This window comes from Streptomyces sp. GbtcB6 (assembly GCF_019091475.1).
GTDB lineage: Bacteria > Actinomycetota > Actinomycetes > Streptomycetales > Streptomycetaceae > Streptomyces > Streptomyces hyaluromycini.
On record NZ_JAGXJL010000004.1, the window covers coordinates 475,910 to 490,299 of the forward strand.

The 14,390-nt window shown below is 71.2% G+C and carries 13 protein-coding genes; 8 read left to right on the forward strand and 5 right to left on the reverse strand.

Annotated elements, in window-relative coordinates; translation table 11 throughout:
• Positions 1 to 38: 38 nt before the first annotated feature.
• The 3 genes from KVT45_RS10105 to nac all read right to left on the reverse strand — a co-directional run bounded on the left by KVT45_RS10105 (position 39) and on the right by nac (position 2,869).
• The gene (locus tag KVT45_RS10105; protein ID WP_217546142.1) at positions 39 to 812 is read right to left on the reverse strand and encodes an SDR family oxidoreductase; all 774 of its coding nucleotides are present in this window, start codon (positions 810 to 812) and stop codon (positions 39 to 41) included.
• A complete protein-coding gene (locus KVT45_RS10110; protein ID WP_217546143.1) occupies positions 809 to 1,798 on the reverse strand; it encodes a D-glycerate dehydrogenase in 990 nt (329 codons plus the stop codon). Before KVT45_RS10110 ends, KVT45_RS10105 begins: the two co-directional genes overlap by 4 nt.
• A 141-nt stretch (positions 1,799 to 1,939) precedes the next feature.
• Positions 1,940 to 2,869 carry a nitrogen assimilation transcriptional regulator NAC gene (nac, locus tag KVT45_RS10115; protein ID WP_217546144.1) on the reverse strand — a complete coding sequence of 310 codons (930 nt, stop codon included), beginning with the start codon at positions 2,867 to 2,869 and terminating at the stop codon, positions 1,940 to 1,942.
• A gap of 369 nt (positions 2,870 to 3,238) precedes the next feature.
• Here nac and KVT45_RS10120 point away from each other — a divergent pair, with 369 nt between their 5' ends.
• From KVT45_RS10120 to KVT45_RS10155, 8 genes are all read left to right on the forward strand, one after another.
• Positions 3,239 to 4,012, forward strand: a complete 774-nt coding sequence (locus tag KVT45_RS10120) for a LamB/YcsF family protein (protein ID WP_217546207.1) — start codon at positions 3,239 to 3,241, stop codon at positions 4,010 to 4,012.
• A 1-nt stretch (position 4,013) separates the two neighbouring features.
• Positions 4,014 to 4,727, forward strand: a complete 714-nt coding sequence (locus tag KVT45_RS10125; protein ID WP_217546145.1) for an allophanate hydrolase subunit 1 — start codon at positions 4,014 to 4,016, stop codon at positions 4,725 to 4,727.
• Entirely contained in the window at positions 4,720 to 5,706 is a 987-nt protein-coding gene (locus tag KVT45_RS10130; RefSeq protein WP_217546146.1) for a biotin-dependent carboxyltransferase family protein, read from the forward strand. Before KVT45_RS10125 ends, KVT45_RS10130 begins: the two co-directional genes overlap by 8 nt.
• A gap of 128 nt (positions 5,707 to 5,834) precedes the next feature.
• Positions 5,835 to 7,145: an MFS transporter gene (locus tag KVT45_RS10135; RefSeq protein WP_217546147.1), complete on the forward strand. Its 1,311-nt coding sequence runs from the start codon at positions 5,835 to 5,837 to the stop codon at positions 7,143 to 7,145.
• Between the two features lie 37 nt (positions 7,146 to 7,182).
• On the forward strand, positions 7,183 to 7,926 hold the full coding sequence (locus KVT45_RS10140) for an SDR family oxidoreductase (protein ID WP_217546148.1): 744 nt from the start codon (positions 7,183 to 7,185) through the stop codon (positions 7,924 to 7,926).
• Positions 7,927 to 7,931: 5 nt separating this feature from the next.
• Positions 7,932 to 9,158: an aspartate transaminase gene (locus KVT45_RS10145; RefSeq protein ID WP_217546149.1), complete on the forward strand. Its 1,227-nt coding sequence runs from the start codon at positions 7,932 to 7,934 to the stop codon at positions 9,156 to 9,158.
• Between the two features lie 9 nt (positions 9,159 to 9,167).
• A complete protein-coding gene (locus KVT45_RS10150; protein ID WP_217546150.1) occupies positions 9,168 to 9,842 on the forward strand; it encodes a 4-carboxy-4-hydroxy-2-oxoadipate aldolase/oxaloacetate decarboxylase in 675 nt (224 codons plus the stop codon).
• 265 nt (positions 9,843 to 10,107) lie between these two features.
• Positions 10,108 to 12,948, forward strand: coding sequence for a PKD domain-containing protein (locus tag KVT45_RS10155; protein ID WP_217546151.1), 2,841 nt, complete (start codon positions 10,108 to 10,110; stop codon positions 12,946 to 12,948).
• On the opposite strand, the gene KVT45_RS10160 is transcribed toward KVT45_RS10155, so the two are convergent.
• Together KVT45_RS10160 and ribA are read right to left on the reverse strand one after the other, a co-directional pair.
• Positions 12,936 to 13,538: a class I SAM-dependent methyltransferase gene (locus tag KVT45_RS10160; protein WP_217546152.1), complete on the reverse strand. Its 603-nt coding sequence runs from the start codon at positions 13,536 to 13,538 to the stop codon at positions 12,936 to 12,938. The two genes, KVT45_RS10155 and KVT45_RS10160, sit on opposite strands and share 13 nt — an antisense overlap.
• Positions 13,539 to 13,619: 81 nt before the next feature.
• Positions 13,620 to 14,261 carry a GTP cyclohydrolase II gene (gene ribA, locus KVT45_RS10165; protein WP_217546153.1) on the reverse strand — a complete coding sequence of 214 codons (642 nt, stop codon included), beginning with the start codon at positions 14,259 to 14,261 and terminating at the stop codon, positions 13,620 to 13,622.
• Between the last annotated feature and the right edge of the window lie 129 nt (positions 14,262 to 14,390).

A 14,390-nucleotide genomic window follows, 5' to 3' on the forward strand; every position in this document is an offset into this window, starting at 1 on the left:
GAGGGCTTCCTTCGGGAAGAGCGGGTTTCCTGCCGGGCTCAGAGGACGGAGAGCATGCCGCCGTCGACGTACAGGATCTGTCCGTTGACGAAGTCGGAGGCCGGGGACGCCAGGAAGACGAGGGCGCCGATGAGGTCCTCGACCCTGCCCCAGCGGCCGGCAGGGGTGCGCCGCCGCACCCAGGCGCTGAACTCCTCGTCGGCGACCAGGGCCGAGGTCAGCTCCGTGTCGAAGTAGCCGGGGCCGATGCCGTTGACCTGGATACCCAGGGGGCCGAGGTCCGCGCACATGCCCCTGGTGAGCATTTTCAGGCCGCCCTTGGTGGCCGCGTACGGCGCGATGCCGGGCCGGGCCACCTCGCTCTGCAGCGAGCAGATGTTCACGATCTTGCCGTGGCCGCGTACGGCCATGCGCCGGGCGACCTCCCGGCCGACGAGGAAGGCGCTGGTGAGGTTGGTGTCGAGCAGCCGGTGCCAGTCGTCGTCGGAGAACTCCAGCAGCGGCCTGCGGTGCTGTGCCCCGGTGTTGTTGACGAGGATGGAGAGCGCGCCCGCGGTCTCCTCGGCGCGGGCGACGCCCGCGGCGACCGCCGCCGGATCGGTGACGTCGAAGGCGACGGCGTGGACCCGGTCGCTGTACCCGGCGGCGAGTTCGGAGCGTGTCCTCTCCAGCGCGTCGGGGTCCCGGCCGTTGAGGACGACCGTGCAGCCGGCGTCCAGCAGCCCTGCCGCCAGTGCCTTGCCGATACCGCGGCTGGAGCCGGTGACCAGGGCGGTCCTGCCCGTGATGTCGAAGGACGGGTGGCTGCTCATGCGGGCACACCCCCGGGAACCGCGGCCGTGCCGGGCAGCGGGGTGCGGGCGGGGCGCCCCGCGAGGACGTCGAGGATGTTGTCGACGGCCAGGTCCACCATCGCGGCACGGGTGGCGTCGGTGGCCGACCCGATGTGCGGGAGGGTGATCACGTTCGGCTCGCCGGCGAGCGGGGAGAGGTCCGCGCCCATCGGCTCCCGCTCGAACACGTCGAGACCGGCCGAGTGCAGGGCGCCTCGCCGGATCGCTTCGAGAAGGGCCGTCTCGTCGATCACGCCGCCGCGTGAGGTGCTGACGAGGGTGGCCGTCGGCTTCATGGCGGCGAGTTCACGGTGGGAGATCAGGTGCCGCGTCTCGGCGGTGAGCGGTACGTGCAGCGACACGATGTCCGCCTCGGCCAGCAGGGTCTCCAGGCCGACCGACGCCGAGACGGGATCGTCGGCCGCGTACGGGTCGTGGTGGATCACGCGCATGCCGAAGCCCTGGGCCCGGCGGGCCACCGCCCGCCCGATCTGCCCGTAGCCGACGAGGCCGAGGGTGGCTCCGTGGACGTCCAGACCCAGATGGTCGTGCATCCGGAACAGGTCCCAGTCGCCCCGCGCCAGACTCGCGGCGGCTGCGCCGATGCGGCGGCGGGCCGCGAGAATCAGGGCGAAGGTGAGGTCTGCCGTGGTCTCCGCCAGGACACCGGGCGTGTGGGTGACGACGATGCCGCGCTCGGCGGCGGCGGCTCGGTCCACGTTGTCGAAGCCCATGCTCGCGAGCGCGATCACCCGCAGGGACGGGCCGGCGGCGGCCATCAGCGCGGCGTCCACCGGGTCGTTGCCCAGGGCGAGGATGCCGGTGCTGCCAGGGGCGAGGGCGGCGAGATCGCCGTGGCCGGGCTTGCCGGCGCCCGGCCAGGACAGCACCTCCGCCTCGGCGGCCAGCCGCCGCAACCCGGAACCCGGCAGGTCCGCCCGGGTGCTGAGCAAGCGAATCGTCATCTGTTTCTCCAGTAACCGGACCGGTGTCATTTACATGATGTGCGACGCCAGTGCCGAAAAGAGTTCTGTCGGCCGTGGCGGAAGTTCCGCCTGACGCTAGCCACAGCCCGTACCGGTGACAAATAGCGATTCGGTGTGACGCTATTGCTCGTTCTTATCGCCGACCGGATCGCTGTGAAAGTCCCGTACCAGTTCGAGAAAAACGTCGTGCACGGCGAGCGCCGGTTCGGACAGCGGCTGGTTGTCGGAAGTGACCATGGACAGCTTCACCTGGATGACCGGGTCCACGATGCGGCGCACGCTCAAGGAGCGCACATCGAGGATCGCGCGCGCGGCTGAGCCGGGGAGGACGGTGGCGCCCAGCCGGTCCTCCACGGCGTTGACCAGGGTGAGGGCGGACTCGACCTCCCCGACCACGTTCGGTTCCAGCGCGAGCTGCTGGAAGGCGGCGTCCACCACCTGCCGGACCGTGTGGATCCGGCTGGGCAGCAGCAGCGGCACCCGCTCCAGTTCCCGCAGGCTCACCTCGTTCCCGCGCGGATCCCGGGTCCCGTCCCCGGCGCTGATCAGGAACAGGTCCTCGGTGCGCAGATGCTCGAACTGCACGCCGCGCAGCGGTCCCGCCCCGTAGATGAACGCCATGTCCATCCGGCCGGTCATGATGGCCTCGCTGATCACCCCGCCGAAGTTCTCGTTGACGTGCAGCAGGATCTCGGGGTACCGCTCGCGCACCCTCTTCAGCAGCGGAAGGGCGAGCGCCGCGCCCAGGCTGTAGGGGGCCAGGCCGACCGAGACGCCGCCGGCGGGCGCGCGTCCCGACACCCGGACCGCGGCGTGGGCGAGGTCGACCTGCCGCAGGATCAGCTGGGCGTGGCGGTACAGGGTCCGGCCGGCCTCGGTCGGTGCGACGCCGCGTTTGCTGCGGATCACCAGCTGCTGCCCGAACTGCGCCTCAAGGGCGGACAGCTGCTGGCTCAGCGCCGGCTGGGCGATGTGCAGGATGTCGGCCGCGCGCGTGATGCTCCCCGCGTCAATGATCTTGATGAACGAGTAGAGACGCCTGGTGTCCACGGGGGAGCCTTCCGTCGAGCCGGGTCACATCGTAGGAAGCCTGCGGGGGTCGAGCCCATACCCAGGACGGTCCCGGGCGTGAGCCGTGTCATACGAATCCGCGATAACGCCAAACCGAACAGGTATTGGCGGCCGGGTGAGGGCTGGATTAAGTTGACCGGAACATCACCCGAGGAATTGACCGGAACATCGCCCGAGGAACTGCTCGAAGGTGAGCACCCGACCAGTGGCCCCGCATCTCTTCCGCTGTTTCTCTTCGTAGGTCACGCGCCCCTTCCCGGTGAATATCGAATCCGAATGTCGAATCCACCGAACCGAATGTGTGACCGTGCCGTAAATCGATTTCCCCCGGAGGACGCCTTGACCCGTATGGTTGATCTCGTCGCCGATCTCGGCGAGGGTTTCGGGGCCTACACGATGGGCGATGACGAAGCCCTTCTGGAACTCCTCACATCCGCCAATGTCGCCTGCGGCTTCCACGCCGGCGACCCGCGCATCATGGACGCCACGGTCCGCGCCTGTGTGGCGAACGGCGTGGCCGTCGGTGCCCACCCGAGCTTTCCGGACCTGGTCGGCTTCGGCCGGCGCGCCATGGACCTGACCGCGGAGGAAGTACGCACCGACGTGCTGTACCAGGTCGGCGCCCTCCAGGCGTTCGCCCGCGCCCATGGCACCCGGGTGCGGCACGTCGCACCGCACGGACGACTCGGCAACCTGGTGGCCGTCCGCGCCGACTACGCCACGGCGGTCGTGGATGCCGTGGCCGTCCTGGACGACTCCCTGATCGTGCTCGCCCAGGACGGCGAACTCGCCGACGCCGCCCGGGCCCGCGGCCTGCGGGTCGCCGTCGTCGGCATCGCGGACCGGGCCTACCGGGACGACGGCACTCTCGTGCCCCGCTCCGAAGCCGGTGCGGTGATCCACGACGCGGACGAGATCGCCCGCCGCACCCTGCGCATGGTCACCGAGGGCGTCATCGCCAGCGTCGGCGGCAAGGACATACCGGTCGCCTGCGACACGGTGCTGCTGCACGGCGACACCCCCGGCGCCCTCGCGCTGGCCGCACGGATCCGGTCCGAACTCCTCGCCGCCGACGTGCGGATCACCGGCCTCGACGAGGTGCTGAACGGCAAGGGCGACTGACATGAACGCCAACGTCGTGATCTCGGACTGCGGTGACTCCGCGCTGACCGCCAAGGCGGTCGGCCTGGGCCCGGAGGAGAGCTGGCGGCTGGTCCACGCCCTGGCGGACGCGCTCGATTCCATCCGGCTGCACGGCGTCCAGGACGTCGTACCCACCTACGACACCCTGCTCGTGGAGTTCGACTGCGCCCGCACGGACCACGACACCGTGCGCGGCATCCTCTGGCACGAGGCCGCCCGGTTCGCCGCCACGGCCCCCCGCACCCGGGCTCCCCGGCGCTTCGTCGTGCCCGTCGTCTACGGCGGCGAGTACGGCCCCGACCTGCCCCGGGTCGCCGCACAGCTCGGCCTGACCGAGAGCGAGGTCATCGACCTGCACACCGGCTCCGACCTCACCGTCCGCTGTCTCGGCGCCCCCGCCGGCGCACCGATGACGGACGGCCCGCCCTTCCCCGCCCCCGTGCCGCGCCTGGCGTCACCCCGCGTCCGGGTCGAGCCCGGCAGCGTCGCCGTCGCCGGCCGCCAGGCCGTGATCTGCCCCATGCCCTCGCCCGGCGGCTGGCCGCTCCTCGGCCGCACCCCGGTCCGCGTCCTCGACCTGCACGGCGACCCGCTCACCGCCTACCTCCCCGGCGACACCTTCCGGTTCGTCCCCATCACCCCCGACGAGTGGGACGACCATGCCGGCACCCCCCTGGCGGCCTGCCATGGCTGAGACCCTCACCGTCCACACCCCCGGCCTCACCACCGTGCAGGACCTCGGCCGCGTCGGACGCTCCCGCTACGGACTGCCCGCCAACGGGGCCTGCGACCAGCACTCGGCGCGCCTCGCCAACGTGCTGTGCGGCAACGACGAACGGGCCCCGCTGCTGGAGCTCACCGCGCTGGACTTCGCGGGCACCCCCTCCGGCGACATCCTCGTCGCGGTGACCGGAGCACCCGCCGACGTCACCGTGGGCGGTGTACCGGCACCGCAGTGGCAGCCCGTTCCGGTACGGGCGGGCGAGACGATCCGGGTGGGCAACATCCGTGAGGGGCTGCGCGTCTACCTCGCCGTCCTCGGTTCCTTCGACGCCGAGTATCTCCAGGGCAGTTGCGCCCCGGACACCGTCCTCGGCTTCGGGACCACGCTGACCGCCGGAACCGAGCTGGTCCTGCACACGACCTGCCCGCCCCTCGTCCACCCGTTCTCCGGCATCCCGCTGTTCCGGCTGCGCCCACCCGTTCCGCGGGTCTGCGCACCCTGGACGATCGACGTCACCGACGGCCCCGACCGGGCCGACTTCGGCGACTCCGCGGCCCGCCTGTACACGGCGCCGTTCACCGTCACCCCGCGCAGCAACCACATCGGCCTGCGTCTGGAGGGGCGCGTGCCCCGCCGTGTCACCCACGGCGAGATCCTCTCCCGCGGCGTACCCGTCGGAGCCGTCGAGGTGCCGGCCGGGGACGAACTCCTCGTGCTGCACCGCGGGCGCGGCGTCACGGCCGGCTATCCCGTCCTCGCCGTCGTCACCGCCACCGGCCTCAACGCGCTCGGGCAGGTGAGACCCGGGCAGACCGTCCGCTTCCGCCACCGCACCCTCGACCAGGCGGTCAACGCCCACCGGGCGCAGCGCAACGCCGTCGAGGCCCTCAAAGAGCGCGTCCGCACCGCGTTCGACATCCTGCACATCCCCGTCCCCGCCGGCAGCTGACGCCCTCCCGGTCAGCCGCCCCCGTCCCCGCCCGCAGCCGACCCCGTCCCGGTCAGCCGCCCCTCGACCACCCGCACCTGGCCGAAGCACCTCCCTCGTCCCCGCCTGCTCCGAGACAGGAGAAGTCCATGAGCACCGTGGCCGCTCAGCCGGTACCCAACACCGTCGATCGCAGAACCGCCCGCAGGATCACGCTCGCCGGATGCGTCGGCATCTTCGCCGAGCTCTACGACAACGGCATCTTCGGCTTCATGGCCGGCACGCTCGCCACCGTCTTCTTCCCCGGCTCCCACAACGCCGTCCAGCTCGTGTTCCTCGGCTACGCCGTCTCCTTCTTCTTCCGCCCCCTCGGCGGCGTCATCTGCGGCCACCTCGGCGACCGCATCGGCCGTCAGCGCATGCTCGTCTTCGTCATCCTGCTGATCAGCGCCGCCACCGCCGCCATCGGCGTGCTGCCGTCCTACGCGGCCATCGGCGTCGCCGCTCCGGCGCTGCTGATCCTGCTGCGCGTCGCCCAGGGCTTCTCCGTCGGCGGCGAGGCGTCCGGCGCGATGAGCTTCCTCGCCGAGCACGCCCCGGAGGGCAAGCGCGGCCAGTACACCAGCTACGCGCAGATCGCGTCGTTCCTCTCCCTGCTCACCGGCACCCTGGTGGCCGCGGCCATGACAGGCGGACTCGGCGCCGACCGCATGGAGGCGTGGGGCTGGCGCATCCCGTTCCTGCTCGCCGTGCCGCTCGGCCTCACCGGCCTCTACATCCGCAGGCGGATCAGCGACACGCCCAACTTCACGCGTCTGCGCGAGGAGAACGGCCTGTCCCGCAACCCCCTGAAGGAGGCGTTCTCCTCCGCGGAACACCGCCGGGCCATGCTGCTCGCCCTGTGCATCCCGCTGATGAACGGCTCCGGCTACTACGTCCTGTTCACCTACATGCCCACCTTCATGAGCACCGAGCTGAACTTCAGCAAGGTCCAGGGCCTTCTCGTGACCGCCTCCAGCCTGGTGGCGATCTGTCTGGCCATCCCGTACATGGGCCGCCTGTCGGACCGGATCGGCCGCAAGAAGGTCATAGCCGGCTCCGCGATCACCATGGCCGTCGTCGGAATCCCCTGCTACCTGCTGATCGGTACCGGCAACCTGGCCCTGGCCGTCCTCGGCGCCTGCGTCATGGCCGTCGTCTTCGCGGGCCACACCGGCGTGATCCACGTCCTTCTCGTCGAACTCTTCCCCACCCGGGTGCGCTACTCCGCCTACGGCCTGGGCTACAACGTCTCCTCGGCCCTCTTCGGCGGCACCGCCCCGCTCCTGATGACGTGGCTCATCGCCCGCACCGGCAACGTCAACATGCCGGCCTTCTACGCGGTCCTCACCGCCCTCGGCACCCTCGCCGCGGTCTCGGTGGTCAAGGACCGGGCGCACCTCCCGCTGCGCGACGCCTGACCGACCCCCCTCACTCCCACCCGCAAGGAGCATCAGCATGCCCATCTCCGACTACCGGACCGCCCTCGTCACAGGTGCGTCCACCGGAATCGGAGCCGTCGTGGTCGAGCGCCTCGCCAAGCGGGGCCTCGAAGTCCACGCCGTGGCCCGTAACGCCGAGCGCCTCCAGGCACTCGCGGACGCCACCGGGGCCGTCCCGCACTCCGTCGACATCACCGACACCGAGGCCCTGACCAGGACCCTCGACGGACTGGAGATCGACGTCCTGGTCAACAACGCGGGCGTCTCCCGCACCGGCAACATCCTCAGCGCCGACGAGTTCGCCGTCGACGAGCAGATCGCGGTGAACATCAGGGCCGTGCTGCACCTCGTCCGGCTGCTGATGCCCGGCATGGTCGAGCGGGACCTCGGGCACATCGTCAACATCAGTTCCATCGCCGGGGTCTACAACTTCGGCGGCAACACCGTCTACCACGCCACCAAGGCCGCCGTGCACACCCTCTCCCGTCAGTTGCGCGTCGACGGCTACGGCCGCCGCGTCCGGGTCACCGAGATCTGCCCGGGCCGCGTGGAGACCGAGATCTTCGGCCGTCTGCTCGGTGACATGGAGGCGGCCCAGCGCCAGTTCTACGACGGTTACGAGTCCCTCAAGCCCGAGGACATCGCCGACTCCATCGAGTTCGCCGTCGACTCGCCGCGGCACGTCAACATCGGCCACATCGAGATCCTGCCCACCTTCCAGGTCCCCGGCGGCCTGAACTTCGAGCGCCGGGAGGGCTGAGCGGCATGACCGTCGCCCACACCACAGCGGCCCGGGTGCGCCGCATCAACCCCTCGCCCAGCACGGCTGCCGCCCAGCGCGTGCGCGAGCTCAAGAGCCAGGGGCTCGTCATCCACGACCTCACCGTCGGCGAGCCCGACTTCGACACCCCCGCGCACGTCAAGGCGGCGGCGGTGCGGGCCATCGAGGCGGGGGAGACCAAGTACACCCCCGTCAACGGCACCCCGCGGCTGCGGGCCGCGATCATCGAGAAGCTCCGCTCCCGGCACGGCCTGCACTACACGGACGCGCAGATCACCGTCGGCGGCGGCGCCAAGCAGGTCATCTTCCTCGCGCTCATGGCCACCCTGGACGAAGGCGACGAGGTCGTGGTGCCCGCCCCGTACTGGGTGTCCTACCCCGACATGGTCCTCGCCAACGACGGCACCCCGGTCATCGTGCCCTGCTCCGAGGCCGACGGCTTCAAGCTCACGCCCGGGGCGCTGCGGGGGGCCCTCACCGACCGCACCCGCTGGCTGATCCTCAACACCCCCGGCAACCCCACCGGCGCCGCCTACACGAAGGACGAACTGCGCGCACTCGCCGAGGTCCTCCTCGACCACCCCCGGGTGCGGGTGCTCACCGACGAGATCTACGACGAGATCTGGTACGGCGACGGGCGGAGCCGATCGCTGGCCGCCGTCGAACCGCGCCTGGCCGACCGGGTGTTCCTCACCAACGGCGTGTCCAAGACGTATGCGATGACCGGCTGGCGGATCGGTTACGGAGCCGGTCCCGCCGACCTCGTCTCCGCCGTCAACACCCTTCAGTCGCAGATGTCCTCCTGTCCCTCCTCCGTCAGCCAGGCGGCCGCGGCGGCCGCGCTGACCGGCCCGCAGGACTTCGTCGAGGAGACGGTCCGGACCTACCGTGCCCGGCGCGACACGACCGCCAAGCTCGTCAACGACATTCCCCACCTGAGCTGCACCCCGCCCGCGGGCGGCTTCTACCTGCTGGTGAACTGCGCCGACGCCATCGGCCTGCACACCCCGGACGGCGAGCGCATCGCCGACGACGAGCAGTTCGCCCGCTACCTGCTCGACAGCCGGCAGGTGGCCGTGATCCACGGCTCCGCCTACGGCGCACCGGGCTACTTCCGTATCTCCTTCGCCACCTCCGCCGACGTCCTCACCGAGGCCTGCGCCGGCATCGCCGCGGCCTGTGCCGCCCTCACCCCGGCCACGTCCGCCTGAGAGGCCCCCATGATCACCATCAGTACGAAGTTCGAGCGCCCCGACCCCGATCTCGTCAAGAAGTTGAGCGCCTTCTCCTCCGCGACGATCCACGAGGCCCAGGGCCGTCTGGGCGCCCTCGACTCGGTCATCAAGCCGGTCGACCACCGCATGAAACTCTGCGGCCCGGCCTTCACCGTCGTCTGCGCACCGCGCGACAACCTCATGCTCCAGACCGCGATCCACTACGCCCGGCCCGGTGACGTCATCGTCGTCTCGGGCGGTGCCTACGCGGAGGCCGGTTCCTTCGGTGACGTCCTCGCCAACGCCTGCCGGTCCAAGGGGCTCGGCGGCCTGATCACCGACACCGCCGTCCGGGACACCCAGGAGCTGCGCGAGCTCGGCTTTCCCGACTTCTCCCGCAGCGTCTGCACCAAGGGCACCGTAAAGGAGACCGTCGGCCCCCTCTGCGAGCCGGTCACCGTCGGCGGCCAGCTGATCCGGCCCGGAGACGTCGTCAACGCGGACGCCGACGGCGTGGTGGTCGTGCGACGGGAGGACCTGGCCGAGGCGATCGCCGCCTCCCAGCGGCGCATCGACACCGAGACCGACTTCATCGCCGCGTACCGGTCGGGCAGGACCGTGGCCGAGATCTGCAACCTGGCGCCGCTCCTCGCCGCGAAGGGCGTGGTGATCGACGAGTAGGGCACCGGCCGCCAACCTACGGTGCGGGTGGCCTCCGGAGCGGAATGGTCAATGCCTGCCGATGAGGCGGTTTGCGTGGCGCCTGCATTGATCAAAGCCGGTGCAAACTTTCGGGGCGGCGCCGAACCGGCGCCGTCCCATCGGCACCCCTCCTCCCCAAGGTGTCCTAACCTCCCCTCAGTTCCAGCGAACACATGACTGGATTTCACGGGTCGCACGCGCCGAACGCCGGTGCCTTCAGCGGCCGGGGGGAGACAACGCGTTCATGGGACGCAGACATCCGCTGGTGGCGTCCGCGAGCCTCGCGGTGCTGTTCGTCGGCTGCCTCGGGTCGGGCGCCGCCCACGCGGACACCGTCGCCGGTACGGCGCTGTACGTCGACGACGCGGCCGCCGGCTGCAGCGACACCGGTCCCGGTTCGGCGGCGGAGCCCTTCTGCCAGATCCAGCCGGCCGCGGACGCCGCGGCTGCCGGGGACACCGTGTGGATCACGGGGAACGGGACGCCCTATGCGCCGGTGACCATCAGGTCCACGGGCACCGCGGACGCACCCGTCAGGTTCTTCGCCGCGTCCGGCAGCAGCTCGTCCGTCGTCGTCGCGGGCAAGGCCTCCGCGGTCACCTTCTCCGGCGCCCGGTACGTCGACATGGCCGGGATCCGCGTCCGTACGGCCGGGGCCACCGCCCTGGCCGTCGCGGACTCGCAGCACATCACCTACCGCGTCGCCTACGCACAGAGCACCCTCGCCACCACCGCTCCGCTGATGGCGGTCGACGGCTCCTCCTCCGACATCTCGCTCACCCGCCTCCACGTCGTCCTGCCCTCCGGGCCGGGCTTCACCGCCGCGGCCGGGGCGCGGAACATCACGCTCGCCGGAGACCTCTTCGAGGGCGGCGGTGTCGAGGCCGCGGGCACCACGGGCATCGACCTCGCGGGCGACACCTTTTCGACCGTCTGCGGCGACGCGGTCAGCCTGACCGACGGCACTTCGGGCTCGGTGGAGAACGTCGTGGCCCGGGCCGACGGTACGACGACGTGCTCCGGCACCGGCACCCCGGCCGAGATCACCGTGGACGCCGCCTCGGCCCCGCAGATCACCGCGGACCACAACGCGGTCAACCCGCTGTCGACGGGCACGGACTACGACTGGGCAGGCACCGCGTACGCCACCGCGCAGGCGCTCGGGGCGGGCACCGGGCAGGGCACCCACGACCTGGACCAGACGGATCTGACGATCCCCGCGCTCGGGCTGCCCGCCGAGCACTCGCCGCTCATCGACTCGGGTGACGCCGACGCTCCGGGCGAGCAGTCCACGGACATCGACGGCCACTCCCGGGTCGACGATCCCCTGGTCCCGGACACCGGCGCGGGCGCCGGCCATGTCGACCGGGGTGCCACGGAGTTCCAGGACCCGCTCACCGTGAGCGGGGTCGTCATGGGCGCCGGGTACGTCGGCGTTCCGGTCACCGCCACCGCGCGGTTCGGTAATCCCTGGTCGGACTCGCTGGCCGGGTTCACGTACACCTTCGACTTCGGGGACGGTACGACCGTCACCTCCACCACCGGTTCGGCCACCCACACCTACACCCAGGCCACCACGAGCGGCGACATCCAGGTCGTGGTGCTGGTGGACAGGGCCGACGGCACCCGGGTCGGCGGCGCCGACGTCTGGTACCGGGTCGATCCGGCACCGGACCTCGCCTCGACGGTCGGCTGTGGCACCAACCCCTCGGCGCCGGACGCGGCCACCTGCGAGTACGCCATCGACTTCGATCCGTACGCGATCACGAGTGACCAGATCACCTTCGGCGACGGTTCGAAGGCCGTTTCCGCCACCGCCCTCAGTGACACGCTGAAGCACACCTACCCGGGTCCCGGCACCTACACCGTCACGCAGAAAATCACCGACGCCGGCGGGCGGACCGTCACCACGACCGCCAAGGCCACGGTCGGCGCGGCCTTCGTCGGTGCGGGCCCCAAGCGCCTGCTGGACACCCGGAACGGGACGGGCGCGCCCAAGCGGACCGTGGGCGCCGGCGGTGTGGTCCGGCTGAAGGTCCTCGGGGTGGGCGGCGTCCCGGCGTCCGGGGTCACGGCGGTGGCGCTGAACGTCACCGACACCGGCGCCACCGCCACCAGTTATGTGACGGCCTACCCGGACGGCACCACCCGCCCGACCGCCTCGAACCTCAACTTCCGGGCCGGGCAGGTCGATCCGAACCTGGTCACCGTCAAGGTGGGCGCCGACGGCTACGTCGATCTCTACAACGCGCACGGCACGGTGAACCTCGTCGCCGACCTGGAGGGCTACTACACCACCAAGGCCGTCAAGGACACGCAGGACATGTCGGGCCTGGCCCCGGTGACCCCCACCCGGGTGCTGGACACCCGCTCCGGCACCGGTGCGCCCAAGGGTGCGGTCGGCCCCCGCAGCACCACGACCGTCACCCTGCCGAAGTACACCCGGGGCGGGGCCACCGTCGGCGCCGTCCTCGACGTCACCGTGACCGGAGGCACCAGCAGCGGCTACATCACCGTCGCCTGCGACGGCCCCAACCCGCCGACCACGTCCACCCTCGACTACCGGGCCGGGCAGACCGTCTCCAACCTGGTCATCCCCTGCGCGTACTCCGGCGTGTTCCACATCTACAACAGCGCCGGGCACGTCCAGCTGATCGCCGACCTCCAAGCGGTGTACACCGACGACTTGGCCAACTCGGGCGAGGACCCGAGCGCCCGCGTCGGCGGACCGTTCGTGGGGACCACGCCGACCCGTTTCCTCGACACCCGCACGGGCCTGGGCGCGGCCGCCAGACCGCTGGGCGCGAACGGCACCCTCACCGTCAAGGTCGCCGGTGTCCACGGGGTCCCGGCGGGAGCCTCCGCGGTGCTGGTCAACCTCACGGGCGTCGCTCCGACCGCCAACACCCACCTGACCGCCTACGGTGACGGCAGCCTGCCGAACGTGTCCGACGACAACCTGGCCGCGGGGCAGACCCGGCCGGTCCTGGCCGTGGTGCCGGTCGGAGCCGACGGCTCCGTCCGCATCCACAACGCGCTCGGCTCGGTCGGCGTCGTCGCCGACCTGGAGGGTTACTTCGGCTGACCCGCGCGCACCCGGATCCCGGTCAGTACGCCGTCGCCCACCTCGTGCAGGGCGACGGCGAACTCCTTCTCCGCGGTGAGGAGTTCGTGGAACGCGGTCACCTGGTCGCGGTGGCTCACCGCGTTGTCGACGGCCACGATGCCGTACGGCCTCAGGATGCGCCGCAGTTGCGGCCAGTAGTCCACGTAGGCCGGTCGCTCGGCGTCGAGGACGACCAGGTCGACGGAGGCGTCGGGGGTCCTGGCCAGGGTCTCGGCGCCGTCGCCGTGGACGACGTCCGCGTACTCCCGGACTCCGGCCCGGTCCAGGTTGGCCAGCGCGGCGGTGACCCGGTCCGCGTCGATCTCCACCGTCGTCAGGCGGCCGCCGGTGTCGCGGACCGCGTCGGCGAACCAGATCGCCGAGTAGCCGTTGGACGTGCCGATCTCCAGGACGGACGTGGCGCGCCGGGCCCTGATCAGCGTCGAGACCAGCCGGGCCGCGTCCGGGGTCATGTTGCGCAGCCTCAGCAGCCGGTCGGCCAGCGGGCCGTCGTGTGCCCGTCCCTCCTCGTAGAGGTCGTCGAGAACACGCGCCAGCTGGTCGTCCACGGAGGCTCCCCTCGTCGGTGTGCCCGTCGTTGCTAGCACGTCCGGCGGGGAGCCGTACATCGAAATACATCCAGGAGGGGCTCAGCCCGCGTTGAGCTCCGTCAGCTCGGCCAGCGGCAGCGTGTGCTGGGTGTGCAGGACCTTCGCGCGCAGGTAGCGGACGTTGTGGGCGGTGCTGAAGACGCCGGTCGGGACGCGGTCGCGGACGGTGACGCCGAGGCCGCGCAACTGCTCGGCCTTGTCGGGGTTGTTGGAGAGCAGGTCGAGGTCGGTGATCCCGAGGGCGGCCAGCATCTGGGCGGCGGCGGTGTAGTCGCGGGCGTCCTCGGGGAGGCCGAGGGCGGCGTTCGCCTCGTAGGTGTCGAGGCCCTGGTCCTGGAGGGCGTAGGCGTCGAGCTTGTTGTAGAGGCCGATGCCGCGGCCCTCCTGGCGCAGGTAGAGCAGGACGCCGCCGCGGTCGGCGATGCGCTCGACGGCCTCGCGCAGCTGGGGGCCGCAGTCGCAGCGGGCCGAGCCGAAGACGTCGCCGGTCAGGCACTCGGAGTGCAGACGCACCAGCGGGAGGGTGCCGGGCGCGGGCTCGCCGATGACGACGGCGACGTGCTCCTGCCCGTCGGTCAGGCCATGGAACGTGACGAGCTCGGTGTTGACGCTGTAACCGTCGTTGAAGCGCAGCGGGACCCGGACACGGGCGCGCTGGGTGGCGGCGGGGAAGTCGGTCATCGGGGTCTCCAGTGGGACGTCGCGGGTGCCTGCTTCAGATTTGAAGCAGATCCACGGCTGGAACCTTACCCCATGCTTTAAATTTGAAGCAACAGATTTCCGTACGGTTTCGGGAAATCGAGTGCACGA